This is a genomic window from Pseudomonas sp. SWRI22, from assembly GCF_014268395.2.
Lineage (GTDB): Bacteria > Pseudomonadota > Gammaproteobacteria > Pseudomonadales > Pseudomonadaceae > Aquipseudomonas > Aquipseudomonas paracarnis.
Map to the genome: position 1 here is coordinate 1 of NZ_JABWQK020000002.1, position 26,389 is coordinate 26,389.

General features: G+C 58.9%; 30 protein-coding genes and 1 tRNA gene. 27 read left to right on the forward strand and 4 right to left on the reverse strand.

Going from position 1 to position 26,389, the window contains the following annotated elements; all coding sequences use genetic code 11:
• Window positions 1-191 (reverse strand): hypothetical protein (locus HU730_RS17360; RefSeq protein ID WP_217862478.1); only part of this gene is annotated, 191 nt, incomplete at its 3' end.
• A gap of 56 nt (window positions 192-247) precedes the next feature.
• On the opposite strand from HU730_RS17360, the gene HU730_RS17365 reads away from it, so the two are divergent.
• Both HU730_RS17365 and HU730_RS17370 read left to right on the forward strand, forming a co-directional pair.
• On the forward strand, window positions 248-1,054 hold the full coding sequence (locus HU730_RS17365) for a 2OG-Fe(II) oxygenase family protein (protein WP_096143347.1): 807 nt from the start codon (window positions 248-250) through the stop codon (window positions 1,052-1,054).
• A 26-nt stretch (window positions 1,055-1,080) separates the two neighbouring features.
• Complete coding sequence (locus HU730_RS17370; RefSeq protein WP_096143346.1) at window positions 1,081-1,719, forward strand: LysE family transporter; 639 nt, start codon at window positions 1,081-1,083, stop codon at window positions 1,717-1,719.
• Here the strand turns inward: HU730_RS17370 and HU730_RS17375 are convergent.
• Together HU730_RS17375 and HU730_RS17380 are read right to left on the reverse strand one after the other, a co-directional pair.
• Window positions 1,690-2,019, reverse strand: coding sequence for a hypothetical protein (locus HU730_RS17375; protein WP_096143345.1), 330 nt, complete (start codon window positions 2,017-2,019; stop codon window positions 1,690-1,692). The genes HU730_RS17370 and HU730_RS17375 overlap by 30 nt on opposite strands.
• An 83-nt stretch (window positions 2,020-2,102) precedes the next feature.
• A tRNA-Leu gene (locus tag HU730_RS17380) sits at window positions 2,103-2,187 on the reverse strand.
• A 108-nt stretch (window positions 2,188-2,295) separates the two neighbouring features.
• Here HU730_RS17380 and queA point away from each other — a divergent pair.
• From queA to HU730_RS17410, 6 genes are all read left to right on the forward strand, one after another.
• Entirely contained in the window at window positions 2,296-3,345 is a 1,050-nt protein-coding gene (queA, locus tag HU730_RS17385; RefSeq protein WP_034128030.1) for a tRNA preQ1(34) S-adenosylmethionine ribosyltransferase-isomerase QueA, read from the forward strand.
• Window positions 3,346-3,350: 5 nt separating this feature from the next.
• On the forward strand, window positions 3,351-4,466 hold the full coding sequence (tgt, locus tag HU730_RS17390; RefSeq protein ID WP_032803964.1) for a tRNA guanosine(34) transglycosylase Tgt: 1,116 nt from the start codon (window positions 3,351-3,353) through the stop codon (window positions 4,464-4,466).
• Between the two features lie 43 nt (window positions 4,467-4,509).
• Window positions 4,510-4,848 carry a preprotein translocase subunit YajC gene (yajC, locus tag HU730_RS17395; RefSeq protein ID WP_003175975.1) on the forward strand — a complete coding sequence of 113 codons (339 nt, stop codon included), beginning with the start codon at window positions 4,510-4,512 and terminating at the stop codon, window positions 4,846-4,848.
• 62 nt (window positions 4,849-4,910) lie between these two features.
• Window positions 4,911-6,779 carry a protein translocase subunit SecD gene (secD, locus tag HU730_RS17400; protein ID WP_186527703.1) on the forward strand — a complete coding sequence of 623 codons (1,869 nt, stop codon included), beginning with the start codon at window positions 4,911-4,913 and terminating at the stop codon, window positions 6,777-6,779.
• A gap of 9 nt (window positions 6,780-6,788) precedes the next feature.
• Window positions 6,789-7,703: a protein translocase subunit SecF gene (gene secF / locus HU730_RS17405; RefSeq protein WP_003194024.1), complete on the forward strand. Its 915-nt coding sequence runs from the start codon at window positions 6,789-6,791 to the stop codon at window positions 7,701-7,703.
• A 123-nt stretch (window positions 7,704-7,826) separates the two neighbouring features.
• Window positions 7,827-8,369: a glycine zipper 2TM domain-containing protein gene (locus tag HU730_RS17410; RefSeq protein WP_003194023.1), complete on the forward strand. Its 543-nt coding sequence runs from the start codon at window positions 7,827-7,829 to the stop codon at window positions 8,367-8,369.
• A 206-nt stretch (window positions 8,370-8,575) separates the two neighbouring features.
• Here HU730_RS17410 and suhB read toward each other — a convergent pair whose 3' ends face one another.
• Window positions 8,576-9,391 carry an inositol-phosphate phosphatase gene (gene suhB / locus HU730_RS17415; RefSeq protein ID WP_005791195.1) on the reverse strand — a complete coding sequence of 272 codons (816 nt, stop codon included), beginning with the start codon at window positions 9,389-9,391 and terminating at the stop codon, window positions 8,576-8,578.
• Between the two features lie 145 nt (window positions 9,392-9,536).
• On the opposite strand from suhB, the gene trmJ reads away from it, so the two are divergent.
• The 19 genes from trmJ (at window position 9,537) to der (ending at window position 26,295) form a co-directional block, all read left to right on the forward strand.
• A complete protein-coding gene (trmJ, locus tag HU730_RS17420) occupies window positions 9,537-10,307 on the forward strand; it encodes a tRNA (cytosine(32)/uridine(32)-2'-O)-methyltransferase TrmJ (RefSeq protein ID WP_186527704.1) in 771 nt (256 codons plus the stop codon).
• A 2-nt stretch (window positions 10,308-10,309) separates the two neighbouring features.
• Window positions 10,310-11,095, forward strand: a complete 786-nt coding sequence (gene cysE / locus HU730_RS17425) for a serine O-acetyltransferase (RefSeq protein ID WP_034128028.1) — start codon at window positions 10,310-10,312, stop codon at window positions 11,093-11,095.
• Window positions 11,096-11,382: 287 nt separating this feature from the next.
• Window positions 11,383-11,874, forward strand: coding sequence for a Fe-S cluster assembly transcriptional regulator IscR (gene iscR, locus HU730_RS17430; protein WP_003194020.1), 492 nt, complete (start codon window positions 11,383-11,385; stop codon window positions 11,872-11,874).
• 50 nt (window positions 11,875-11,924) lie between these two features.
• Entirely contained in the window at window positions 11,925-13,139 is a 1,215-nt protein-coding gene (locus tag HU730_RS17435; RefSeq protein WP_003194019.1) for an IscS subfamily cysteine desulfurase, read from the forward strand.
• Window positions 13,140-13,238: 99 nt separating this feature from the next.
• Window positions 13,239-13,625, forward strand: coding sequence for a Fe-S cluster assembly scaffold IscU (iscU, locus tag HU730_RS17440; RefSeq protein WP_003175965.1), 387 nt, complete (start codon window positions 13,239-13,241; stop codon window positions 13,623-13,625).
• Window positions 13,626-13,653: 28 nt separating this feature from the next.
• On the forward strand, window positions 13,654-13,977 hold the full coding sequence (iscA, locus tag HU730_RS17445) for an iron-sulfur cluster assembly protein IscA (protein WP_003209680.1): 324 nt from the start codon (window positions 13,654-13,656) through the stop codon (window positions 13,975-13,977).
• Between the two features lie 8 nt (window positions 13,978-13,985).
• A complete protein-coding gene (gene hscB / locus HU730_RS17450; RefSeq protein ID WP_034128027.1) occupies window positions 13,986-14,507 on the forward strand; it encodes a co-chaperone HscB in 522 nt (173 codons plus the stop codon).
• 51 nt (window positions 14,508-14,558) lie between these two features.
• Complete coding sequence (gene hscA, locus HU730_RS17455) at window positions 14,559-16,421, forward strand: Fe-S protein assembly chaperone HscA (protein WP_034128026.1); 1,863 nt, start codon at window positions 14,559-14,561, stop codon at window positions 16,419-16,421.
• Between the two features lie 3 nt (window positions 16,422-16,424).
• On the forward strand, window positions 16,425-16,766 hold the full coding sequence (fdx, locus tag HU730_RS17460; RefSeq protein WP_032895388.1) for an ISC system 2Fe-2S type ferredoxin: 342 nt from the start codon (window positions 16,425-16,427) through the stop codon (window positions 16,764-16,766).
• A 14-nt stretch (window positions 16,767-16,780) separates the two neighbouring features.
• Window positions 16,781-16,981, forward strand: coding sequence for a Fe-S cluster assembly protein IscX (gene iscX, locus HU730_RS17465; RefSeq protein ID WP_034128025.1), 201 nt, complete (start codon window positions 16,781-16,783; stop codon window positions 16,979-16,981).
• Window positions 16,982-17,073: 92 nt separating this feature from the next.
• Window positions 17,074-17,499: a nucleoside-diphosphate kinase gene (gene ndk, locus HU730_RS17470; protein WP_003175956.1), complete on the forward strand. Its 426-nt coding sequence runs from the start codon at window positions 17,074-17,076 to the stop codon at window positions 17,497-17,499.
• A 29-nt stretch (window positions 17,500-17,528) separates the two neighbouring features.
• Window positions 17,529-18,677 (forward strand): 23S rRNA (adenine(2503)-C(2))-methyltransferase RlmN, encoded by a 1,149-nt coding sequence (rlmN, locus tag HU730_RS17475; RefSeq protein ID WP_003194014.1) that lies wholly within the window; start codon window positions 17,529-17,531, stop codon window positions 18,675-18,677.
• Window positions 18,678-18,689: 12 nt separating this feature from the next.
• The gene (pilW, locus tag HU730_RS17480) at window positions 18,690-19,448 is read left to right on the forward strand and encodes a type IV pilus biogenesis/stability protein PilW (RefSeq protein ID WP_034128024.1); all 759 of its coding nucleotides are present in this window, start codon (window positions 18,690-18,692) and stop codon (window positions 19,446-19,448) included.
• Entirely contained in the window at window positions 19,448-20,434 is a 987-nt protein-coding gene (locus tag HU730_RS17485; protein WP_034128023.1) for a RodZ family helix-turn-helix domain-containing protein, read from the forward strand. The genes pilW and HU730_RS17485 overlap by 1 nt, the downstream gene beginning before the upstream one ends.
• Before the next feature lie 2 nt (window positions 20,435-20,436).
• Window positions 20,437-21,546 (forward strand): flavodoxin-dependent (E)-4-hydroxy-3-methylbut-2-enyl-diphosphate synthase, encoded by a 1,110-nt coding sequence (ispG, locus tag HU730_RS17490; protein ID WP_003175952.1) that lies wholly within the window; start codon window positions 20,437-20,439, stop codon window positions 21,544-21,546.
• Window positions 21,547-21,569: 23 nt separating this feature from the next.
• A complete protein-coding gene (hisS, locus tag HU730_RS17495) occupies window positions 21,570-22,859 on the forward strand; it encodes a histidine--tRNA ligase (RefSeq protein ID WP_019817223.1) in 1,290 nt (429 codons plus the stop codon).
• A 41-nt stretch (window positions 22,860-22,900) separates the two neighbouring features.
• A complete protein-coding gene (locus tag HU730_RS17500; RefSeq protein WP_014719816.1) occupies window positions 22,901-23,542 on the forward strand; it encodes a YfgM family protein in 642 nt (213 codons plus the stop codon).
• Window positions 23,535-24,686, forward strand: coding sequence for an outer membrane protein assembly factor BamB (bamB, locus tag HU730_RS17505; RefSeq protein ID WP_032903676.1), 1,152 nt, complete (start codon window positions 23,535-23,537; stop codon window positions 24,684-24,686). The genes HU730_RS17500 and bamB overlap by 8 nt, the downstream gene beginning before the upstream one ends.
• Before the next feature lie 139 nt (window positions 24,687-24,825).
• Entirely contained in the window at window positions 24,826-26,295 is a 1,470-nt protein-coding gene (der, locus tag HU730_RS17510) for a ribosome biogenesis GTPase Der (RefSeq protein WP_016977675.1), read from the forward strand.
• Window positions 26,296-26,389: the final 94 nt, after the last annotated feature.

The window sequence follows — 26,389 nt, forward strand, 5'->3', positions numbered from 1 at the left end:
TATCGCCAGTTTTGATGCTCATATTTTGCAAAACCGTTTCCAGTGGAAGTCGTCATCTTGTAAGCCAAAAAGGACAACCTGCCCGCCGTCACGGTTACATAGCGATTCAGACTTTGGTCTTGCTGGCGACGTTGTGAAAGACATGGATAGGTCCCGGTTTGGTTGGCATATCCAGTGTCGCGGTTTCTCACATGCTTGCGAACCTTGTGTGTGTTGCATTCCTTTACATCTATTTGTGGATATAGCTATGAGTCCAATGAAAGCGTGCTGTGAATCCATTGCCCGATCAGGCTTTGGCATCCTGCAAATTCCTGATGCGATGTTGCAGGACTACAAAAAGATCATTGATGGCTATTCGGCCATTCCCCAGGCCATCAAGGATGAGTTTTCCTTTGCCCAGGACACGGATGGTTTTTTCCCTTTTGGCACCGAGTACTCCCTTGCCGAGGATCACCCGGACCTGTGCGAGCGGTTTTGTTACTGGCCCGCGCACGCTTCAAAAAGAACCGCTTTCGAATTCACCCGAAGTACTTTCGTTGTCGCAGTCGGCAGTTTTGAGCGACAGATGAGCGAGTTGGCCCAGGGGGTTATGGATGGCATTTGCGAGGAATTTGGCGTTGCCCCTTTGGCCCCCTTTCGCGCGGCATCGTACATCCAGTTGTGTGTCTATGGTCCACAGGCGAAAGACCATTCTCGTCAATATGCCCAGGATCCTCATGAAGACGGGCATATGCTTTCGTTTATCAAGCCTACCCACGAAGGGCTGGTTTTGATGAAAGGACGATCATTGGAGCCGGTACGCCTTTTGGAGAACGAGGTCGCGGTGCTGGCGGGTTCATTGCTGACAGAGCTCTCCGATCATGCCGTGCCTGCCGCCTACCATGCTGTACTTGCGCCCAGCAAACCGGTCGCCAGAAGCTCATTGATCTACTTTGCGAACCCCAATCCGGATCAGTTGCTGACAACCTTTTACCGCCAGAAATCCATTGGTCTGGGCAGCACGGTGAATGATCGTCATACCGGTTTCGGTAATCAACCGATTCAACTGCGCTAAATAGTCCTGGAGGGCTCGAACAGTCCATGTTTCCTCACTTCAATGCCCTTTACATCGAAGGTTTGCTCTTGGGCATCGGACTGTTCGCCGCCCCTGGCCCGAAGGACACCTTGGTGATCCGCCAAGGCGTTGGTCGCGGGCCGATCTGGGGCGTTGTCGCTATTTGCGTATTGGCCGATATTTTCCTGATCGCTTTCGGGGTTACAGGTTTAGGTTCGTTACTGGAAAGTCGGCCTGAGGTGATGGCGCTATTGCTGTTATCCGGCGCGGCCTATTTGCTTTGGTTTGGTGGCCAGCGTCTGTTGGCTTGCATCCGGGATCAGTCCATGCCGGATGCTCAAGGTGGCAATTCGCAAAGAGGGCTATTACGCTCGGCGGTCATACTCGGCTTTGCCAACCCTTATGCATGGCTGGATACCGTGGTGCTGATTGGTTCTATCGGGGCCACGAAACCTGCGGGCCAACAGGCACTGTTCGCGACAGGCGCCATGACGGCATCACTCGTGTGGTTCGTGGTGTTGGCGCTGTGCTGTCAGCGGTTGACGGTATTATTTCGCAAGCCAGCGGTCTGGCGTTGGCTGGATGCAGGGGTGGCGGTATTGATGGTGTACCTGGCCGTTACCCTGATTACCGATTCATTGCACATCTTTCAGATAGCCCTTTAGAACGGTCAGCGGGCAGATCAATTCATCAAGGCGAGAGATGTTTTTTACATCGGTGGATAGCCTTTGCAATTCACGCCCGAGCACGCTGTCCGTTCCACCCAATGCAATCAACGCCTGGGTGATGCATTCATCGAGCTTCACTTGGATCTCGGCCAGGTTTCCCTGGCGCACCAACAACCCGAACACCTCGCGATCATAGCCCTCCATCACGGGATCATCACGCAGCAACGGGCTACCGTCGTCAGTCTCATGCACCAGCTTCAATGCAAACAACGCAACCGCTTCAAGCGTCAACTCCATGGTCCCGCTCCCTCCACTGCCACGCCTGGCACTTTTTTGCAGGCAAAAAAAAAGACCTTGAATTTCAAGGTCTTTCTTTAAGATGGTGCCCCGAGGGAGACTCGAACTCCCACTCCTTTCGAAAACGGATTTTGAATCCGCCGCGTCTACCAATTCCGCCATCAGGGCTCAATGGCGGCGAAGTATAGAGATGAGATTACCGTTGGTCAATCACGTTTCATGGTCTATTTTCACTATTTCCGCTAGACTTCCCGGCCCTGCTAGACGAACCCCATCATGCGCGTTGCTGACTTTACTTTTGAGCTCCCTGATTCGTTGATCGCTCGCCACCCTTTGGCCGAGCGTCGCGCCAGTCGACTGCTGACCCTGGACGGGGTCAGCGGTGCCCTCGCACACCGTCAATTCACTGATTTGCTTGAGCATTTGCGCCCAGGCGATCTGATGGTTTTCAACAATACCCGGGTGATTCCGGCGCGGCTGTTTGGCCAGAAAGCATCCGGCGGCAAGCTGGAAATCCTGGTGGAGCGGGTGCTGGACAGCCACCGCGTGCTCGCCCATGTGCGCTCCAGCAAATCGCCCAAACCGGGGTCGAGCATCTTGATTGAGGGCGGTGGCGAAGCCGAGATGGTCGCGCGCCACGATGCCTTGTTCGAGCTCAAGTTTGCCGAAGAAGTGTTGCCGTTGTTGGAGCGCGTCGGCCATATGCCGTTGCCTCCTTATATAGACCGCCCCGACGAAGACGCGGACCGCGAGCGCTATCAGACCGTGTACTCACAGCGCCTCGGCGCCGTCGCCGCCCCGACTGCCGGGCTGCATTTCGACCAGCCACTGCTGGATGCGATTGCCGCCAAGGGCGTCGACACGGCCTATGTGACCCTGCACGTGGGGGCCGGTACGTTTCAGCCGGTGCGTGTGGATAACATCGAAGACCACCATATGCACAGCGAGTGGCTGGAAGTCAGCCAGGACGTGGTGGATGCGGTGGCGGCGTGCAAGGCACGTGGCGGTCGAGTGGTTGCCGTGGGTACCACCAGTGTGCGTTCGCTGGAGAGTGCAGCGCGTGATGGCGTGCTCAAGCCGTTCAGTGGCGACACCGATATCTTCATTTTTCCAGGGCGACCTTTTCATGTGGTCGATTGCCTGGTCACCAACTTCCATTTGCCGGAATCCACGCTGTTGATGCTGGTGTCGGCATTTGCCGGTTACCCGGAAACCATGGCTGCCTACCAGGCCGCCATTGCTAACGAGTACCGTTTTTTCAGCTACGGTGATGCGATGTTTATCACCCGTAACCCGGCGCCGCGCGGCCCTGAGGACAACTTATGAGTCGTATGTCGTTTGAATTGCTCGCTACGGACGGCAAAGCCCGTCGCGGCCGCCTGACCTTCCCGCGCGGCACTGTGGAGACCCCGGCCTTCATGCCGGTCGGCACCTACGGCACCGTCAAAGGCATGTTGCCCCGCGACATCGTCGCCACCGGTGCCGAGATTATCCTCGGCAATACCTTCCACCTGTGGCTGCGCCCGGGCACGGAAGTGATCAAGAAGCATGGCGACCTGCATGACTTCATGAAGTGGCAAGGCCCGATCCTCACCGACTCTGGTGGTTTCCAGGTGTTCAGCCTGGGTGCCATGCGCAAGATCAAGGAAGAGGGCGTGACCTTCGCCTCGCCGGTCGACGGCGCCAAGGTGTTCATGGGCCCGGAAGAGTCGATGCAGGTACAGCGTGACCTGGGCTCGGACATCGTGATGATTTTCGACGAGTGCACGCCGTACCCGGCCGATGAAGACGTGGCGCGTATCTCCATGGAGCTGTCGCTGCGTTGGGCCCAGCGTTCGAAGAACGCCCATGGCGATAACACGGCGGCGCTGTTCGGTATTGTCCAGGGCGGCATGCATGAAAGCCTGCGCAAACGCTCGCTGGAAGGCCTCGACAAGATCGGCTTCGACGGCCTGGCCATCGGCGGTTTGTCGGTGGGCGAGCCCAAGCACGAAATGATCAAGGTGCTCGATTACCTGCCAGGCCTGATGCCCGCAGACAAACCTCGTTACCTTATGGGCGTTGGCAAACCGGAAGATCTCGTAGAGGGTGTGCGCCGCGGTGTGGACATGTTCGATTGCGTGATGCCAACCCGTAATGCCCGCAATGGGCATCTGTTCATCGATACAGGCGTGCTGAAGATCCGTAACGCGTTCCATCGCCATGATGATTCGCCGCTGGATCCTACCTGTGACTGCTACACCTGCCAGAACTTCTCCCGTGCTTATCTGCACCATCTGGACAAGTGTGGGGAAATGCTGGGTAGCATGTTGAATACCATCCACAATTTGCGTCATTACCAAGTCCTGATGGCTGGTTTGCGCGAGGCTATTCAACAGGGTACATTGGCCGCCTTCGTCGATGCCTTCTATGCCAAGCGTGGCCTCCCTGTGCCGCCCTTGGACTGAGTTTTCCGACCCTAAGATTCACTATTTGCAACTGGAGTGCTAAATGAGCTTTTTTATCTCTAACGCCATGGCTGACGCCGCTGCGCCTGCTGCTGCCGGCCCTATGGGCGGTGGTTTCGAGTGGATTTTCCTGGTCGGCTTCCTGGTCATTTTCTACCTGATGATCTGGCGTCCACAGGCCAAGCGCGCCAAAGAGCAGAAAAACCTGCTGGGCAGCCTGCAAAAAGGCGACGAAGTCGTGACCACTGGCGGTATCGCCGGCAAGATCACCAAGGTTTCCGATGCTTTCGTGGTACTGGAAGTCTCCGACACCGTGGAAATGAAGTTCCAGAAGGGCGCCATCGCCGCCACGCTGCCTAAAGGCACGCTCAAAGCGATCTGAGTAACAACCTTTACCAATCGACGGGGCGCGCAAGGCGCCCCGCGTTATAAGCGGGCGGCGTGATGCTGAACAAATACCCTCTGTGGAAATACGTACTGATCCTGGCGGTGCTGGCGATCGGTTTTATTTATTCCGCTCCCAATCTCTATCCTGATGACCCGGCGATCCAGATCTCTGGCGCCAGCACTTCGCTGCAGGTCAATCAGGCTGATCTGGACCGTGCGAGCAAAGCGCTCAACGACGCGGGCATCCAGGTTAAAGCGGCAACCTTGGCGGCTGGTTCCAAAGGCGGCTTGTTGCGCCTGACCAAGCAAGAAGACCAATTGCCGGCCAAGGATGTCGTACGCAAGGCCATGGGTGACGACTACGTTGTCGCGCTCAACCTGGCCCAGACCACGCCACAATGGCTGCGCAGCATTGGCGCGCACCCGATGAAGCTGGGTCTGGACTTGTCCGGTGGTGTGCACTTCCTGCTGGAAGTCGACATGGACAAGGCCCTGGACGCACGTCTGAAGGTCTACGAAGGCGACGTGAAGAGCCTGCTGCGCAAAGAGAAGCTGCGTTACCGCAGCCTGCCGCAGCTCAACGGCGCTATCCAGCTGGGCTTTGCTGACGAAGCATCCCGCGAACAGGCCCGTGCGCTGATCCGCAAGAACTTCAATGACTTCGACATCGTACCGGCCGACCTCAATGGTCAAGCGGTACTGCGTCTGGCGATGAGCCCGGCCAAGATCGCTGAAATCCGCGAATACTCCATCAAGCAAAACCTGACCACGGTCCGTAACCGCGTCAACGAGCTGGGTGTCGCCGAGCCGATCGTGCAGCGCCAGGGCGCCAACCGCATCGTGGTTGAGCTGCCAGGCGTACAGGATACCGCTGAAGCCAAGCGTATCCTCGGCAAGACCGCCAACCTGGAGTTCCGTCTCGCGGCAGACCCAGGCGCTACGCGTGCCACTTCCGAAGAATTCGAATTCCGCGAAGGCAACCGCCCTCCAGCGCTGATCGAGCGTGGCTTGATCATCACCGGTGACCAGGTGACCGACGCCAAGGCCGGTTTCGGCGAGCACGGCACGCCTGAAGTGAACATCCGTCTGGATGGCCACGGTGGCGAACTGATGAGCCGCGCCACGCGCAGCAACGTCGGTCGCAGCATGGCGGTGATCTTCATCGAGCAGCGCCCGGTGACCACCTACACCAAGCAGATGGTCAACGGCGTCGAGAAAGAAGTGCCGGTGCAGACCTTCAAGGAAGAGAAGAAGATCATCAGTCTGGCGACCATCCAGTCGCCGCTGGGTGCTCAGTTCCGTATCACTGGCCTGAACGGCCAGGGCGAGTCTTCCGAGCTGGCGTTGCTGCTGCGTGCCGGTGGCCTGGCGGCACCGATGTACTTCGCTGAAGAACGTACCATCGGCCCGAGCCTAGGTGCCGACAACATCACCAAGGGTGTCGATGCGGCGCTGTGGGGTATGTTGTTCGTGTCGCTGTTCATCATCGCCATCTACCGCTTCTTTGGTGTGATCGCCACTGTCGCCCTCGCGGGCAACATGGTGATGCTGCTGGCCTTGATGTCGTTGCTGGGCGCCACACTGACCCTGCCAGGTATCGCGGGTATCGTACTCACCATGGGTATGGCGGTGGACGCCAACGTGCTGATCTTCTCGCGGATTCGTGAAGAGATCGCCGCCGGCATGACCGTACAGCGTGCAATCAACGAAGGCTTCGGCCGGGCATTTACCGCGATCCTCGACTCCAACCTGACCACCTTGTTGGTCGGCGGGATTCTCTTCGCCATGGGCACGGGCCCGGTGAAAGGCTTTGCGGTGACCATGTCCCTCGGGATCTTTACCTCGATGTTCACGGCCATCATGGTGACCCGCGCAATGGTCAACCTGATCTTTGGCGGGCGTGACTTCAAGAAGTTGTGGATTTAAGGGGCTGCCATGTTACGTACAATCAACTTCATGGGCGTTCGCAACGTTGCGTTCGGCGTCACCGTGCTCCTTACCGTTCTGGCGTTGTTCAGCTGGTTCCATAAGGGCCTGAACTACGGCCTGGACTTCACCGGCGGTACGCTCATCGAGCTGACCTACGAGAAGCCGGCCGACGTTACCCTGGTGCGCAGCGAGCTGGTCAAGGCCGGCTATCACGAAGCCGTTGTGCAGAGCTTCGGCGCCACCACAGACCTGCTGGTGCGCATGCCTGGCGAAGACCCGCAACTGGGTCACCAGGTAGCCGAGGCCTTGCAAAAGGTGGGTGGCGACAACCCGGCATCGGTCAAGCGCGTCGAGTTCGTCGGCCCGCAAGTGGGTGAAGAGCTGCGCGACCAGGGCGGCCTCGGCATGCTGATGGCGCTGGTCGGCATCATGATCTACCTGGCTTTCCGCTTTCAGTGGAAGTTCGGTGTCGGCGCCATTGTGTCGCTGATCCACGACGTGGTCGTGACCGTGGGTATCCTGGCCTACTTCCAGATCACTTTCGACCTGACCGTACTGGCGGCTGTGCTGGCGATCATTGGTTACTCGCTCAACGACACCATCGTGGTATTCGACCGGGTTCGTGAGAACTTCCGCGTGCTGCGCAAGGCGACGTTGATCGAGAACATCAACATCTCCACCACGCAGACCCTGCTGCGGACCATGGCGACGTCGATCTCCACCTTGCTGGCGATTGCTGCGCTGATGATCTTCGGTGGCGACAACCTGTGGGGCTTCTCCCTGGCGCTGTTTATCGGCGTTCTGGCGGGTACCTACTCGTCGATCTACATCGCCAACGTGGTGCTGATCTGGCTGAACCTCAACAGCGAAGACTTGATCCCTCCTGCCGCTACCGACAAGGAGGTCGACGACCGTCCTTGATGGGCGTTTGTTGATCCGCTGTTACAAGAAAGGCGCGAGTATTGAACTCGCGCCTTTTTTTTTGCTCCAAGGCTGGGTATAGCGCGGATCTTTCGGTCCGCTTGTGATGGTCAGGAGGTTCATGTGAACAAGTCGTTGCTGGTTGGTGCGGTATTGGGTGCTGTCGGTGTGACTGCCGGAGGCGCTGTTGCCACCTACAGCCTGGTAAAAAGCGGCCCTGAGTATGCGCAAGTACTGGCGGTGCAGCCGGTTAAAACCCAGATCAAGACCCCGCGTGAGGTCTGCAAGGACGTCACCGTGACCCGGCAGCGTCCGGTGCAGGACCAACATCAAATCGCCGGTACCGTGGTGGGCGCCCTTGCAGGTGGCCTGCTAGGCAACCAGATTGGTGGCGGTAACGGTAAGAAGCTGGCCACCGTGGCCGGTGCGGTCGGTGGTGGCTACGCCGGTAACAAGGTTCAGGAAGGTATGCAGAACCGCGATACCTACACCACTACGCAAACACGCTGTAACACCGTTAACGACATCAGTGACAAGGTGGTCGGTTATGACGTGCGTTACAACCTGGATGGCAAGGAAGGTACCGTGCGTATGGAGCGCGACCCTGGCAGCCAGATCCCGGTGGATAAGGAAGGACGTCTGATCCTCGGTCAGAACCAGCAGTAATCCCCAGGTCTGGTTTCGATCCAGGTGTGGGAGCTGGCTTGTCTGCGATAGCGGTGGGTCAGTAACTAATCAGTTGGCTGGCAGCCCGCCATCGCAGGCAAGCCAGCTCCCACATCGGATTGTATTGAGTCAGTTGGAATTGGTTTTTTGCTAAATCCCACGCATAAAAAAAGCACCCCGCGGGGTGCTTTTTTGTGCCCGCTCGCTTAGCGCTTCAGCGAAGCCGGCAGGTGCGGCTGGATCGCCGTCAGTACTGCCTTGAAGCATTTGGTGTTGCCAGCCACGACGTGGCCTTTCTCCAGGAAGTCATGACCACCGGTGAAGTCGCTCACCAGGCCGCCTGCTTCCTGAATCAGCAGGGCGCCTGCTGCCATGTCCCACTCGGACAGGCCCGACTCCCAGAACGCATCAAAGCGACCGGCGGCTACATACGCCAGGTCCAGGCTGGCTGCACCGGCACGGCGGATGCCGGCGGTCTGGCCAACCAGGGCGCGGAACATGCCCAGGTAGTTCTCCAGGTTGTCCATCTGGTCGTCACGGAACGGGAAGCCGGTACCCAGCAGGGCGCCTTCCAGGCTGGTGCGGCCGCTGACACGCAGGCGGCGGCCGTTCAGTTGGGCGCCACGGCCACGGCTGGCGGTGAATTCTTCCTGGCGAACCGGGTCCAGCACAACGGCGTGTTCCAGGCGGCCACGGTATTTGCAGGCGATGCTCACGGCAAAGTGCGGGATGCCGCGCAGGAAGTTGGTGGTGCCATCCAGTGGGTCGATGATCCACAGGTAGTCTTCACCTTCGCCACTGCCTTTGTGCAGGCCGGTTTCTTCACCGAGGATGCCGTGGGTAGGGTAGGCCTTGCGCAGGGCGTCGATGATTTTCTGTTCGGCGGCGCGATCCACCTCGGATACATAATCCTTGGCGTCTTTTTCGTCGACCTTGATGGTATCCAGGCGCTCGATGGAGCGGAAGATCAATTCACTGGCGCTGCGGGCGGCGCGCAGCGCGATATTCAGCATGGGCTGCATGGATAGGTCACCTAAGGTTGTTAAAGAAAGCCGAGCATTCTAGCAGAAACTTTCCTGAGGTGAAGGACGACGTTCGCTTTCATGGCATAACCTTAGGCGGTTCTGTAAGATTTGCTCCCCTTTCCTGTGTCCGCGAGCGCCTCCCTTGCTGCAAAACATTCGTGTCGTCTTGGTCAATACCAGTCATCCCGGCAACATCGGCGGGGTGGCGCGAGCCATGAAAAACATGGGGCTGACGCGCCTGGTGCTGGTCGAACCGCGGGTATTCCCGCACCACGAGGCTGATGCCCGTGCGTCCGGTGCCAATGACTTGCTTGAAAATGCCCAAGTGGTCGCCACCTTGGAGGATGCCTTGGTCGGCTGCAATCTGGTGCTCGGCACCAGCGCCCGTGATCGTCGTATCCCTTGGCCGCTGCTGGATCCGCGTGAATGCGGCACCAAAATGGTGGAAGAGGCTGCTGACGGTGCTGAAATCGCCTTGGTATTCGGCCGTGAAGACTCCGGCCTTACCAACGAAGAGCTGCAGCGATGTCATTACCACGTGCATATTCCCTCAGACCCTGAGTTCAGCTCGCTGAACCTCGGGGCTGCGGTGCAGGTGCTGACTTATGAAGTGCGCATGGCCTGGCTGGCCGCTGCTGGCCAGCCGAGCAAAATGGAAAAGGAAGAGGTTGCATCGACCAAAAGTGGCGAGTTGGCCACCATGGACGAGCTGGAACGGTTCTATGAGCACCTGGAGCAAACCCTGGTAGCCATCGAATTCCTCGACCCTGAAAAGCCACGGCACTTGATGGCGCGCCTGCGTCGTTTGTACGGCCGCAGCTCGGTGAGCCGGGCTGAAATGAACATATTGCGTGGCATCCTCACGGAAACCCAGAAAGCGGCCCGTGGTGAGCTTCTTGAGCGGAAGGATTAAAAATGTTCGAGCGTTTGCGAGAAGATATCCAAAGTGTTTTCCACCGTGACCCGGCGGCGCGCAACGCCTTTGAAGTGCTGACCTGCTACCCGGGCATGCACGCGATCTGGATCCACCGCTTGTCTGGCGCCCTGTGGGGCATGGGCTGGAAGTGGCTGGCGCGGCTGGTATCGAACTTTGGGCGCTGGTTGACCGGTATCGAGATCCACCCGGGTGCCAAGGTGGGTCGTCGGTTCTTTATCGACCACGGCATGGGCATCGTGATTGGCGAGACGGCCGAGATCGGCGATGACGTCACCCTCTATCAGGGCGTGACCCTGGGCGGCACCACCTGGAATAAGGGTAAGCGCCACCCAACGCTGGGCGATGGCGTGGTAGTAGGGGCGGGCGCCAAGGTGCTCGGGCCGTTTACCGTGGGTGCCGGCGCCAAGGTTGGCTCCAACGCGGTAGTGACCAAGGCTGTGCCGCCGGGTGCCACGGTTGTGGGTATTCCAGGCCGCATCATCGTCAAGCCGCAAGTCGGTGATGAGCAAGAGGCCAAGCGCAAGGCGATGGCCGAGAAGATTGGTTTCGATGCCTATGGCGTCAGTGAAGATATGCCCGACCCGGTGGCTCGTGCGATTGGTCAATTGCTTGATCATTTGCAGGCGGTGGACGGCAAGCTGGAGGGTATGTGCGGGGCGCTGAAGGAGTTGGGCAGCCCGTACTGTGCCAAAGACTTGCCTGAACTGCGTGAAGAAGATTTTGCTGAAATCAAGGACGAAGCCGCTACCACCAAGGCAGGCTGAACGCGGTCTCTTGTGGGAGCTGGCTTGCCTGCGATTGCGATGGGCCAGCAACCTATAAGCAAGTTGATAGACAGCTATCGCAAGCAAGCCAGCTCCCACATTTGATCTCCATTGGCTCGGTGGTCTTGCAGCAGGCCTGGTTGCGCTGTTCGATCCCGCCCCATCCTGCTATGATTCGCGCGCCCTTTTTACGGGTAATCCTGACTAAAGTACTAGGTCTTATAGTTGACTTAAATACTCGGGAATCGCATACTTGCTCCCATTCTGAAACACCTTGGTACTTGTCCATGAGACTGACTACAAAAGGCCGATACGCGGTGACCGCCATGCTCGACTTGGCCTTGCACGCGCAAACTGGGCCGGTGTCCCTGGCCGATATCTCCGAGCGCCAAGGCATTTCCCTGTCCTATCTCGAGCAGTTGTTCGCCAAATTGCGCCGTAGCAATCTGGTTTCCAGCGTTCGCGGTCCGGGTGGCGGCTATCAGCTGTCCCGCGACATGCAGGGTATTCAGGTGGCCCAGGTGATCGACGCGGTCAACGAATCCGTCGATGCCACCAAATGCCAGGGTTTGGGTGACTGCCATGCCGGCGACACCTGCCTGACACACCACTTGTGGTGTGACTTGAGCCTGCAGATCCATGAGTTTTTGAGTGGTATCAGCTTGGCTGATCTTGTGACTCGCCGTGAGGTGCAAGAAGTAGCCCAGCGTCAGGACCAGCGCCGTTGCAACACGAAGGCGCCGCGTCTGGACAAGATCGAAGCGTCCGCCGTCGAGTGACAGCCGAAGAGCTAACGGCACGCCAGCCAGCCTGATTTAGGAGAAAGTCCATGAAATTGCCGATTTACCTTGATTACTCAGCGACCACCCCGGTTGATCCGCGTGTCGCGCAAAAAATGAGCGAATGCCTGCTGGTCGACGGAAACTTCGGCAACCCGGCCTCCCGTTCCCACGTATTCGGCTGGAAAGCCGAGGAAGCGGTCGAGAACGCTCGTCGCCAGGTCGCTGACCTGGTCAATGCCGACCCGCGCGAAATCGTCTGGACCTCCGGTGCCACCGAGTCCGACAACCTGGCTATCAAGGGCGCGGCGCATTTCTACGCGACCAAAGGCAAACACCTGATCACCACCAAAATTGAGCACAAGGCTGTCCTGGACACCATGCGCCAACTGGAGCGTGAAGGTTTCGAGGTCACCTACCTTGAGCCAACCACCGACGGTATCGTCACCCCGGCCATGATCGAAGCTGCGATGCGTGAAGACACCATCCTGGTTTCGGTGATCCACGTGAACAACGAAATCGGCACGATCAACGACATCGCCGCCATCGGCGAGCTGACCCGCTCCAAGGGTGTGTTGCTGCACGTCGACGCTGCTCAGTCCACCGGCAAGGTCGATATCGACCTGTCCAAGCTGAAAGTCGACCTGATGTCGTTCTCGGCCCACAAGACTTACGGCCCTAAAGGCATCGGCGCGCTGTACGTGAGCCGCAAGCCTCGCGTGCGCATCGAAGCCACCATGCACGGCGGCGGTCACGAGCGCGGCATGCGTTCGGGCACCCTGGCGACCCACCAGATCGTCGGCATGGGCGAGGCTTTTCGTGTAGCCAAGGAAGACATGGCTGCCGAAAACGTGCGCATCAAGGCCCTGAGCGATCGCTTCTACAAGCAGGTCGAAAACCTTGAAGAGTTGTACATCAACGGCAGCATGACCGCCCGTGTACCGCACAATCTGAATTTGAGCTTCAACTACGTTGAAGGCGAGTCGCTGATCATGGCGCTCAAGGACCTGGCGGTATCGTCCGGTTCGGCCTGCACCTCGGCGTCCCTTGAGCCTTCGTACGTACTGCGCGCCCTGGGCCGCAACGACGAACTGGCCCACAGCTCTATCCGCTTTACGTTCGGCCGCTTCACCACTGAAGAGCAAGTCGACTACGCCGCGCAGAAGGTCTGCGAAGCCGTCAACAAGCTACGCGTTCTGTCGCCACTGTGGGACATGTACAAAGATGGTGTCGATATTTCCAAGATCGAGTGGGCGGCACACTAACTATAGAAGCCGCCACCCAAGCTCTGTAGGAACGTGGCGGAAAACGCAGGCGTTTCTACAGGGTTCCAGAGCGGCCCTGATGAGTGAGGATTCAGTACCATGGCTTACAGCGAAAAGGTCATCGACCACTACGAAAACCCGCGCAACGTCGGCAAGATGAACGCGGAAGATCCAGATGTCGGCACCGGCATGGTCGGCGCCCCGGCGTGCGGCGATGTGATGCGCCTGCAGATCAAGGTCAACGATGCTGGCGTTATCGAAGACGCCAAATTCAAGACTTACGGCTGCGGTTCGGCCATCGCATCCAGCTCCCTGGCGACCGAATGGATGAAAGGCAAGACCCTGGATGAGGCTGTCACTATCAGCAACACCCAGCTGGCCGAAGAACTGGCGTTGCCGCCGGTGAAAATCCACTGCTCCGTACTCGCTGAAGATGCCATCAAGGCAGCCGTTCGCGACTACAAGCAGAAGAAAGGCTTGATCTAAGCATTTGGCGACGAGTAAGGAGTCAACGATGGCTATCAGCATGACAGAAGCGGCTGCGCAGCACATTCGCCGCTCCCTGAATGGGCGCGGTAAAGGTGAGGGGATTCGTCTGGGTGTACGCACCACGGGCTGTTCCGGCCTTGCCTACGTGCTGGAGTTTGTCGACGAGGTGGTTGAAGAGGATCAGGTGTTCGAAAGTCACGGCGAGAAAGTGATCATCGACCCCAAGAGCCTGACCTACCTGGACGGCACCGAACTCGATTTCGTCAAGGAAGGGTTGAACGAAGGCTTCAAGTTCAACAACCCTAACGTGCGCGGTGAATGTGGCTGCGGCGAAAGCTTCAACATCTGAGGCTACTCGTGGGTACTCCTTGTCATTTCGCTTTATTCGAGCTGCAGCCGAGCTTTCGGCTGGACCTTGAGCAGCTCGCCACGCGCTACCGTGAATTGGCGCGTGGGGTGCATCCGGACCGCTTCGCTGACGCTTCCGAGCGTGAGCAGCGCTTGGCCCTTGAGCAATCGGCCAGCCTCAACGAAGCCTATCAGACGCTCAAAAGCCCCGCGAAACGCGCACGTTACCTGCTCGCCCTGAACGGTGGCGAGTTGCCGTTGGAAGTTACGGTGCACGATCCGGACTTCCTCATGCAGCAGATGCAGTGGCGCGAAGAGCTCGAAGACTTGCAGGACGAAGCCGATATAGCCGGTGTTGCGGTCTTCAAGCGTCGTCTGAAAACCGCCCAGGATGAGCTCAACGAAAGCTTCGCAGCCTGTTGGGATGATGCGGCGCAACGCGAACAGGCCGAACGCCTGATGCGGCGCATGCAGTTTCTCGACAAGCTCACCTACGAAGTGCGCCAGCTAGAAGAGCGCCTCGACGATTAACCCAGTGCTGCCCGTGATGCACGCCTGATAGACAGATAAGACCTGATTACCATGGCTCTACTGCAAATCGCCGAACCCGGCCAAAGCCCTCAACCGCACCAGCGTCGCCTGGCGGTCGGGATTGACCTGGGCACCACCAATTCCCTGGTTGCTGCCTTGCGCAGCGGCCTGTCCGAACCGCTGCCCGACGCCGATGGGCAGGTGATCCTGCCGTCTGCCGTGCGTTATCACGCCGACCGCACTGAAGTGGGCGAATCGGCCAAGCTCGCCGCGTCCGCAGACCCCTTGAACACGGTGTTGTCGGTCAAGCGCTTGATGGGTCGTGGGTTGTCCGACGTCAAGCAATTGGGTGACCAACTGCCGTACCGCTTTGTCGGCGGCGAGTCCCATATGCCGTTCATTGACACTGTCCAGGGGCCCAAGAGCCCGGTGGAAGTGTCGGCCGATATCCTCAAGGTGCTGCGCCAGCGTGCGGAAAACACCCTGGGTGGTGAGCTGGTAGGGGCGGTTATCACCGTTCCGGCGTATTTCGATGATGCCCAGCGTCAAGCCACCAAGGATGCGGCGAAACTTGCCGGCCTGAACGTGCTGCGCTTGCTCAACGAGCCGACTGCGGCGGCTGTGGCCTACGGCCTCGATCAGCACGCTGAAGGCCTGGTCGCTATTTATGATCTGGGCGGCGGTACCTTCGATATTTCGATCCTGCGCCTGACCGGCGGTGTGTTTGAAGTGCTCGCGACCGGCGGCGACAGCGCTCTGGGCGGCGATGATTTCGATCACGCCATCGCTGGCTGGATCATCAGCAGTGCCGGCTTGTCGGCCGACCTGGACCCAGGCGCGCAGCGCAACCTGCTGCAAACTGCCTGTGCGGCCAAAGAGGCGCTGACTGACGCTGCTTCTGTTGATGTTTGCTACGGTAACTGGTCGGCGCCACTGACTCGCGAAGCCTTTGATACGCTGATCGAGCCGATGGTTGCCCGCAGCCTCAAAGCCTGCCGTCGTGCTGTGCGTGATTCCGGTATCGAGTTGGAAGACGTTGGCGCAGTGGTCATGGTAGGTGGTTCCACCCGCGTGCCGCGCGTGCGTGAAGCGGTAGCCGAAGCCTTTGGGCGCCAACCACTGACCGAAATCGACCCGGATCAAGTCGTCGCCATCGGCGCTGCCATCCAGGCCGATACCCTGGCTGGTAACAAACGTGATGGCGGCGAACTGCTGTTGCTCGACGTGATCCCGTTGTCCCTGGGCCTGGAAACCATGGGCGGCCTGATGGAGAAGGTTATCCCGCGCAACACCACCATCCCCGTCGCACGGGCCCAGGACTTCACCACCTACAAAGACGGCCAGACAGCCATGATGATTCATGTGCTGCAAGGCGAGCGCGAGCTGATCAGCGACTGCCGTTCCCTGGCGCGTTTTGAGTTGCGTGGCATTCCGGCGATGGTCGCGGGCGCGGCGAAAATTCGCGTGACCTTCCAGGTCGATGCCGATGGCCTGCTCAGTGTCGCTGCGCGCGAACTGGCGTCTGGCGTTGAAGCCAGCATCCAGGTCAAGCCGTCCTACGGCCTCACCGATGGCGAAATCGCCAAGATGCTCAAGGATTCGTTCCAGTATGCCGGTGACGACAAGGTCGCCCGCGTATTGCGCGAGCAACAAGTGGATGCCCAGCGCCTGCTCGAAGCGGTGCAGGGCGCCCTTGAAGCCGACGGCGAGCGCCTGCTGGATGCTGAAGAACGCATGGTCATTGACCTGCAGATGCAGGAACTGGCCGAACTGATGAAAGGCAACGATGGTTACGCCATCGAGCAACAGACCAAGCGCCTGTCGCAAGTGACTGATGCCTTTGCCGCCCGCCGTATGGATCAGACGGTTAAAGCCGCGCTGGCGGGCCGCAACCTGAATGAAATTGAGGAATAACTGATGCCGCAGGTCACTTTTCTACCGCACGCCGAACATTGCCCTGAGGGCATGGTCGTGGAGGCTGAGACCGGCAAGTCCCTGCTCGACGTCGCCCATGACAACCACATCGAGATCGAAAGTGCCTGTGGCGGCGTCAATGCCTGCACCACCTGTCACTGCATCATTCGTAAAGGTTTCGACAGCCTAAATGAGGCTGACGACCTGGAAGAAGACTATCTTGATCGGGCGTGGGGCCTGGAGCCGACGTCGCGCCTGAGTTGTCAGGCGAAAGTGGGGACTGAAGACCTCACCGTCGAAATCCCGAAATATTCGCTCAACCATGCAGCCGAAGCGCCGCATTGATTCAAGGAAATGTCATGAGCCTGAAATGGGTTGATGTACAAGAAATCGCTATACAACTTGCTGAAGCTCATCCTGAGGTCAATCCTCTTACCGTGAACTTCGTCAAGCTGCGCGACCTCGTAATGGCACTGCCGGATTTCGACGACATCCCTGACCGGGGTGGCGAAAAGGTCCTTGAGGCGATTCAAGGCCTGTGGATCGAAGAAGCAGACTGAGCCGCCTTTTTACGCAGTTAGGCAATACCCAATAACCCGCGTATAATTCGCGGGTTTAATTTTTCGTAAATTACCGTTTCTGGAGTTACACCATGGCTGTTCAACGTACTTTCTCCATCATCAAGCCTGACGCTGTTGCAAAAAACGTCATCGGCGAGATCACCACTCGTTTCGAAAAAGCCGGCCTGAAGGTTGTAGCTTCGAAACTCAAGCAACTGTCCAAGGCTGAAGCTGAAGGCTTCTACGCTGAGCACAGCGCTCGTGGCTTCTTCGGCGACCTGGTTGCCTTCATGATCTCCGGTCCTGTTGTTGTCCAGGTTCTGGAAGGCGAAAACGCTATCGCTCTGAACCGTGAGCTGATGGGCGCTACCAACCCTAAAGAAGCTGCTGCTGGCACCATCCGTGCTGACTTCGCTGAATCCATCGACGCCAACGCTGTTCACGGCTCGGACTCCGAAGCTGCTGCTGCTCGCGAAATCTCGTACTTTTTCGCTGCTACTGAAGTAACCGCTCGCTAAGCATCGGCTTAAAGAGTGAGGGTGAATCCATGACTACATCGACTGTTAAAACCAACCTGCTGGGTCTGACTCAGCCGGAAATGGAGAAATTCTTCGACTCAATCGGGGAGAAGCGTTTCCGTGCCGGTCAGGTAATGAAGTGGATTCACCACTTTGGCGTCGACGATTTCGACGCCATGACGAACGTCAGCAAGGCCCTGCGCGACAAGCTCAAGGCCATTGCCGAGGTGCGTGGTCCCGAAGTGGTCAGCGAGGACATTTCCAGCGACGGTACCCGCAAGTGGGTAGTGCGCGTGGCGTCCGGTAGCTGTGTCGAGACCGTGTACATTCCCCAGGGCAAACGTGGCACTTTGTGCGTTTCGTCCCAGGCAGGCTGTGCCCTGGACTGCAGTTTCTGCTCCACCGGCAAGCAAGGCTTCAATAGCAACCTCACCGCCGCCGAAGTCATCGGCCAGGTGTGGATTGCCAACAAATCCTTTGGCAGCGTCCCGGCGACCGTCGACCGTGCCATCACCAACGTGGTGATGATGGGCATGGGTGAGCCGCTGCTGAACTTCGACAACGTGATTGCGGCCATGCACCTGATGATGGACGACCTGGGCTACGGCATCTCCAAGCGCCGTGTGACCCTGTCGACCTCCGGCGTGGTACCGATGATCGATGAGCTGGCCAAGCACATCGACGTCTCCCTCGCGTTGTCGCTGCACGCACCTAATGACGCATTGCGTAACCAATTGGTGCCGATCAACAAGAAATATCCGCTTAAGATGCTGCTCGAATCGTGCCAGCGTTATATGGCGACCCTGGGTGAGAAGCGTGTGCTGACCATTGAGTACACCATGCTCAAGGACGTCAACGACAAGCTGGAGCATGCGGTCGAGATGATCGAATTGCTCAAGGACACCCCGTGCAAGATCAACTTGATCCCGTTCAACCCGTTTCCTCATTCTGGCTACGAGCGGCCGAGCAACAACGCCATCCGTCGTTTTCAGGATCAACTGCACCAGGCCGGCTATAACGTCACTGTGCGAACCACTCGTGGTGAAGACATCGATGCCGCGTGTGGCCAATTGGTAGGGCAGGTGATGGACCGCACCCGCCGCAGTGAACGTTATATCGCCGTGCGCGAACTTAACGCCGCTGAAGATTTGCCGCAAATCGCTGTGAATCGAATCTGAGAGAGGATCTCTATGCCCTTGCGCCTTGCGCTGCTTTTACTGTTTACCGGCCTCGTGGCCGGTTGCGTTTCATCGGGTCATGACAGCCCGTTGCGCACTGATAAAGGCCGTGATGAGGCGCGAGTTGCCTATGTGCAACTGGGTTTGGGGTATCTGCGCCAAGGCATGAGCGAGCAGGCCAAGGTGCCGTTGAAAAAGGCCCTTGAGCTGGACGCCGATGATGCCGATGCCAACGCCGCGCTGGCTTTGGTGTTTCAGGCTCAGGCCGAGCCCGAGCTGGCCGACCGCTATTTCCACAAGGCCCTGGCCTCCCGCCCTGCCGATCCGCGGCTGCTGAACAACTACGGCAGTTTCCTGTTCGAGCAGCAACGGTACGACCTGGCGTCACGTTATTTTCAGCAAGCCGCCGCCGATACCCTCTACCCGCAGCGTTCGCGGGTGTTCGAGAACCTCGGTGTGACCTCGATGCGCCTCGGTCAGCGCGACAGCGCTCGCCAGCAGTTGGAAAAAGCCCTGCACCTGAACAGTCGCCAGCCACGGGCATTGCTCGAAATGGCTGAGTTGTCTTACGAAGACAGGCATTATGTGCCAGCACGTGACTATTACGAGCGTTTTAGCCTGCTCAGCGGGCAAAATGCACGTAGTCTATTGCTCGGTGTGCGCCTGGCGACGGTTCATGAAGAACACGACACGGCCGCACGTTTTGGCCAGCAACTCGAACGACTCTATCCCGGTACGCCGGAATATCAGCAATACCTGTCGGAGCAATGATGAAAGCCGCGCACCCGGAAGATGTAGCAGCTAATCGCGTCAACCCAGGCGAAACCTTGCGCCAGGCCCGCGAAAGCAATGGTTGGTCGCTGGCTGAAGTGGCCCTCAAGCTCAATTTGACCAGTACCTCGTTGGCCAATCTGGAAGCCGGCGCGTTCGACAAGCTGCCTGGGCACACTTTTGCCCGCGGCTATATCCGCGCTTATGCAAAATTGCTGGGTATCGACCAGGCCGTGTTGGTCCAAGAGTTCGACCAGTTCACCGGCACCGATGCCCAGGGCAGTAATGTCCATGGGTTGGGGCGCATCGAAGAGCCTACGCGCGTTTCCCATACCATTTTGCGGATTGTCAGCCTGTTGTTGCTGATTGCCGTGGTCGGCGGCGGTTTTGTCTGGTGGCAAGACCAGACCTCCCAGCGCAACAAAGACCTGACCAGCAACGCCATGGAACATGTCGAAGTTGAAAGCGCCGACGGCACCACCCAGATTCACCCCCTGGACGAGCCGGAAGACCAGGCCGTGGTAGAGGGGCAAGCTGCGCCGCAAGCGCCGGCCACTGCCGAACAACCCGCGCCAGACGCCGGCACGGCCCCTGCTGCGGTACCGGCTCCGGCTGTTCCGACCGCTCCGGCCGCACCCGTGGCCCAGGCTCCGGCGGTTCCGACGCCTGCACCTGCGACCCCTGCGCCAGCCGCACCCGCAGCGCCGGCGATGTCGCCTCCCACCACCCCGGCATTGATCGCCGGTGATGGGCGCGTACAAATTACCTTCATCGCTGACTGCTGGACGCAGGTCACCGATGGCAACGGCAAAGTGCTGTTTAGCGGTTTGAAGCGTAAGGGAGATACGCTTGACCAGGGCGGCAAGCCTCCTTTGACGCTGCGTCTGGGCTTTGCCCGTGGCGCGCAAGTGGCCTACAACGGCCAGCCTGTAGACGTGGCGCCGTTCACCAGTGGCGAGACTGCTCGCCTCAAGTTGGGACAATAGTCATGCACGGCGAATCTCCAATCAAACGTCGCGTATCGCGCAAGATCTGGGTCGGCTCGGTGCCGGTGGGTGGCGACGCCCCCATTGCAGTGCAGAGCATGACCAACAGTGACACCAACGATGTGGCTGCCACCGTTGCCCAGATCAATCGTCTGGAAGCGGCTGGCGTGGATATCGTACGGGTGTCCGTTCCGGACATGGACGCAGCCGAGGCCTTTGGTCGTATCAAGCAGTTGGTCAAGGTCCCACTGGTTGCCGATATTCACTTCGACTACAAGATCGCGTTGCGCGTGGCCGAACTGGGTGTGGACTGCCTGCGTATCAACCCCGGCAACATCGGGCGTGAAGACCGCGTGCGTGCCGTGGTGGACGCTGCCCGTGATCGCGGTATTCCGATCCGCATCGGCGTCAACGCCGGCTCCCTGGAAAAAGACCTGCAAAAGAAATACGGCGAGCCCACTCCGGCGGCGCTGGTTGAGTCGGCACTGCGCCACGTTGAACACCTTGAACGCCTGAACTTCCAGGACTTCAAGGTCAGTGTAAAGGCCTCGGACGTGTTCATGGCCGTAGAAGCCTATCGCCTGCTGGCCAAGGAAATCGTGCAACCGCTGCACCTGGGTATCACTGAAGCGGGCGGTTTGCGCTCAGGCACAGTGAAATCTGCTGTGGGTCTCGGTATGCTGCTCGCCGAAGGGATTGGCGATACTATCCGCATCTCCCTGGCGGCAGACCCCGTAGAGGAAGTGAAGGTCGGCTACGACATTCTCAAGTCCCTGCGTTTGCGTTCCCGTGGTATCAACTTCATCGCCTGCCCGAGCTGCTCGCGGCAGAACTTCGACGTGGTGAAAACCATGAACGACCTGGAGTTGCGCCTGGAAGACCTGCTGGTGCCGCTGGATGTCGCAGTGATCGGTTGTGTGGTCAACGGGCCGGGTGAGGCCAAAGAGGCCCACGTGGGCCTGACGGGTGGCACACCGAACCTGATTTACATCGACGGCAAACCGTCGCAGAAGCTAACGAATGACAATCTGGTGGATGAGCTGGAAAAGCTGATCCGCGAGAAAGCGGCCGAGAAGGTCGCCGCTGACGCAGCGCTGATCGCTCGCGGCTGATTGAACGAATTTAAGGATCTGATGTGAGCAAGTCTCTGCAAGCCATTCGTGGCATGAACGACATCCTGCCGGAGCAGACGCCACTGTGGCGCTACTTCGAAAGCACTGTCGCGCGCCTGCTGGATAACTACGGTTACAAGCAGATCCGCATGCCGATCGTCGAGTTCACCGAGCTGTTCAAACGCTCCATCGGTGAAGTGACCGACATCGTCGAAAAAGAGATGTACACCTTCGAAGACCGCAACGGCGACTCCCTGACCCTGCGTCCGGAAGGCACGGCCGCGTGCGTGCGTGCCGTACTGGAACATGGCATCACCGGTGGTGGCCAGACCCAGAAGCTGTGGTACATCGGCCCGATGTTCCGCCACGAGCGCCCGCAGAAAGGCCGTTACCGCCAGTTCCACCAGATCGGCTGCGAAGTGTTCAACCTGGACGGGCCGGACATCGACGCCGAGCTGATCGTGCTGACCTGGCGCCTGTGGGGCCAACTGGGCATCCGCGATGCGGTCAAGCTTGAACTCAACAGCCTGGGCACCAGCGAGTCCCGGGGTCGCTATCGCGAAGCCCTGGTCGAGTACCTGTCGGCCCACCTGGACAAACTGGACGAAGACAGCCAACGCCGTCTGAAGACCAACCCGTTGCGCGTGCTGGATACCAAGAACGCCGACACCCAGGCCGTGCTGGTCGATGCGCCGAAAATGGCTGATTACCTGGACGACGAGTCCCGCGTGCATTTCGAGGGCCTCAAGGCTCGTCTGGATGCAGCCGGTATTCCCTACGTGATCAACCCCAAGCTGGTGCGTGGCCTCGACTACTACAGCAAGACCGTGTTCGAGTGGGTCACCGACAAGCTCGGCGCCCAGGGCACCGTGTGTGCCGGTGGTCGCTACGATGGCCTGGTCGAGCAAATGGGCGGCAAGCCGACCCCGGGCGTAGGCTTTGCCATGGGCATCGAGCGGCTGATCCTGCTGCTGGAAACCCTGGAGCAGGTTCCGGAAGAGATTTCCCGTCAGGTGGACGTGTACCTGTGCGCTTTCGGCGAGGCTGCCGAACTGGCGGCCCTGGCCTTGAGCGAAAAAGTACGTGACCAGTTGCCCAACCTGCGCCTGCAGATCAATGCCGGCGCTGGTAGCTTCAAGAGCCAGTTCAAGAAGGCCGACAAGAGCGGTGCGCTTTACGCACTGATCCTCGGCGATGACGAGCTGGCCCAGCAAGTGATAGGTTTCAAACCCCTGCGTGGCCAGGGTGAACAACAGAACATTGCCTTTGATGCGCTCGCTGCGCACTTGGCCACCTGCATCGTGCAGGGTTGAAGCTGTCGAACAGCCGAATTTAGCGATTAAGGAGTATTGGGGTGTCGAGTACTGATGATGAGCAACTGGCCGAGTTCAAGGACTGGTGGCAGCGTAACGGCAAGCCCCTGGTCACAGGCGGCCTGCTGGCGCTAGTGGTGGTGTTCGGCTGGCAAGCCTGGACCAAGTATCAGGCCAACCAGTCCCAAGGTGCCTCGATCGTTTATCAGCAACTGCTGGAAACTACCCTGACCCCGGACGGCAAGCCTGACCCTGCGCAGGTGGCGGACCTGGCCGGCAAGCTGAAGAACGAATTCGGCGGTAGCACCTACGCCCAGTACGGCAGCCTGTTCGTCGCGAAAGTCGCGGTCGATACCGGCAAGCTGGATGACGCCGTCACCGAGCTGAAGGCCATTGCCGACAAGCCGACCAACCCGACCCTGGGTGAAATCGCACGTCAGCGCCTGGCACAGGTATTGGCGGCACAGAACAAGGCTGACGAAGCACTCAAACTGCTCGACGGCGATGCTGACAAGGCATTCGTGGCCACTCGCGAAGAGCTCAAGGGCGACCTGTTGGTCCAATTGGGTCGTACCGACGAAGCCCATGCTGCGTACCAAAAAGCCAAGGCGGCGCTGTCTGATGAAGCGGCGGTCGGTGGCTTACAAATCAAGCTCGACGACTTGGCCAAAGGGGATGCGTGACGTGATCCGTTGGAAACATGCAGCATTGCTGGCTCTGGCCGTTTTGGCCGCGGGTTGCAGCAGCAACAGCAAAAAAGAACTGCCTCCTGCCGAGCTGACCAGCTTCAAGGAAGAAGTGGTCCTGCAAAAACAATGGAGCCAATCCATTGGTGATGGGCAGGGCGACCTCTACAACCTGTTGCAGCCGGCGATTGACGGCGACAACATCGTGGCTACTGATTCCACTGGCGTCGTGGTTGCCATGGATCGCATGAACGGCGACGTCAAGTGGAAGAAAGACCTCGAACTGCCGGTTTCCGGCGGTGTGGGCGTCGGCTATGGCATGGTGCTGATCGGTACCCTCAAGGGTGACGTGGTCGCGCTGGACTCCAGCACCGGTGAAGAGAAGTGGCGCGCTCGCGTGACCAGTGAAGTGCTCTCGGCGCCGGCTACCAACGGCGATATCGTCGTGGTGCAAACCCAGGACGACCGCGTGATCGGCCTGGATGCCTCCACCGGGGACCAACGCTGGTTGTACGACAGCACCCCTGCGGTGTTGACCCTGCGCGGTACCAGTGGTCCGATTGTGACCAACAACCTGGCCGTTGCTGGCCTGTCGACCGGTAAAGTGGTTGCCTTGAATACCCAGAACGGCGTGCCGGCCTGGGAAACTCGTGTGGCCATCCCGCAAGGTCGCTCCGAACTGGATCGCGTGGTAGACATCGACGGCGGCTTGCTGCTGTCGGGTGAAACCCTCTACGTCGCCACCTACCAGGGGCGTGTTGCCGCACTGGACCTGCAAAGCGGTCGCATCAACTGGCAGCGTGATGCCTCCAGCTATGCGGGTGTCGCCCAAGGGTTTGGCAGCGTCTATGTGAGCCTGGCATCCGGCACCGTTGAAAGTGTCGATGAGCGTTCCACCACTGCACTGTGGAGCAATGACTCCCTGGCTCGCCGTCAACTGTCGGCACCGGAAGTCTTCTCCAGCTACGTCGCGGTCGGTGACTTTGAAGGCTACCTGCACCTGCTGAGCCAGGTGGATGGTCGTTTTGTCGGTCGCCAGCGTATCGACAGCGACGGCCTGCGTGCGCGTCCGCTGGTGGTGGGTAACATGCTTTATGTGTATGGCAACGGCGGCAAGCTGGAAGCCCTGACCATCAAGTAAAGGTTTGACTATGCTTGGGGTAACCCCCAGGCGGCCCTGCTTCGGCGGGGCATGCGGCATCTGACGATGCTGCCCCGAGCACCAGCCGCTGCCCTGCAGCGGCTTTTGTATTTTCTGAAATAACGAAGTGGAGAGCCGCATGGTTCCCGTAATCGCCCTGGTGGGCCGACCTAACGTCGGCAAGTCCACCTTGTTCAACCGCCTGACCAGGACTCGCGACGCCATTGTCGGCGACTTGTCCGGTCTGACCCGTGATCGCCAATACGGTGAGGCAAAGTGGCAAGGGCGCTCCTACATTATTGTCGACACCGGTGGTATCTCCGGTGACGAGCATGGCATGGACGAAAAGATGGCCGAGCAGTCGTTGCTCGCTATCGAAGAAGCCGATGTGGTGCTGTTCCTGGTGGACGCCCGTGCGGGCTATACCGCCGCTGACCAGATGATTGGCGAGCACCTGCGCAAGCGCAACAAGCGTTCCTATCTGGTCGCCAACAAGATCGACAACATCGATCCTGAGGCCGCCCGTGCCGAATTCAGCCCGATGGGCCTGGGCGATGCGATCCCGGTCGCCGGTGCTCACGGCCGCGGCATCACCCAGATGCTGGAAATCGCCCTGCGCGACTTCCCAAAGGATGATGTCGAGGAAGAAGAGGGCGAGGAAGAGATCGTCGCTGAAGGCGAGGAAGCCAAGCGCATTCCTGGCCCGAGCGAAAAAGACGGTATCAAGATCGCTATCATCGGCCGCCCGAACGTCGGCAAGTCGACTCTGGTCAACCGTATGCTCGGTGAAGACCGCGTTATCGTCTACGACCAACCCGGTACCACCCGCGACAGCATCTACATCCCGTTCGAACGCAACGAGGAAAAGTACACGCTGATCGACACCGCCGGTGTGCGCAAGCGCGGCAAGATCCACGAAGAAGTTGAAAAGTTCTCCGTGGTCAAAACACTGCAGGCGATCAAAGACGCCAACGTGGTGATCTTCGTGATGGACGCCCGCGAAGGCGTGGTGGACCACGACCTCAACTTGCTGGGCTTTGCCCTGGAAGCCGGTCGTGCCCTGGTCATCGCGATCAACAAGTGGGACGGCATGACGCCGAGCGAGCGTGATTTCGTCAAGATCGAGCTGCAGCGTCGGTTGTTCTTTGTCGAGTTCGCCGATATCCACTTTATCTCGGCACTGCACGGCACCGGCGTGGGCAACCTCTACGCGTCCGTACAGAACTCGTTCAAGTCCGCGGTTACCCGCTGGCCGACCAACCGCCTGACCCAGATCCTGGAAGATGCGGTCGGCGAGCACGCGCCGCCGATGGTCAACAACCGCCGGATCAAACTGCGTTACGCCCACTTGGGTGGTGCCAACCCGCCGATTATCGTGATCCACGGTAACCAGATCGAGAAGGTGCCCAAGTCCTATGTGCGTTACCTGGAAAACACCTACCGCCGTGTCTTGAAACTGGTCGGTACGCCGATCCGTATCGAGTTCAAGGGTGGCGAGAACCCATACGAAGGCAACAAGAACACGCTGACTGACCGTCAGGTGAACAAGAAGCGTCGTTTGATGACTCACCACAAGAAGGCCGACAAGAAGCGCCGTGATAAAAAATAACGGCAGTTTCGAGTTGTAAGCTACAAGCTGCAAGAGAGGGCTCCTTTGGAGCCTTTTTTGTGCCTGACGGTTTGCCCCTTGACCTGCTTGCAGC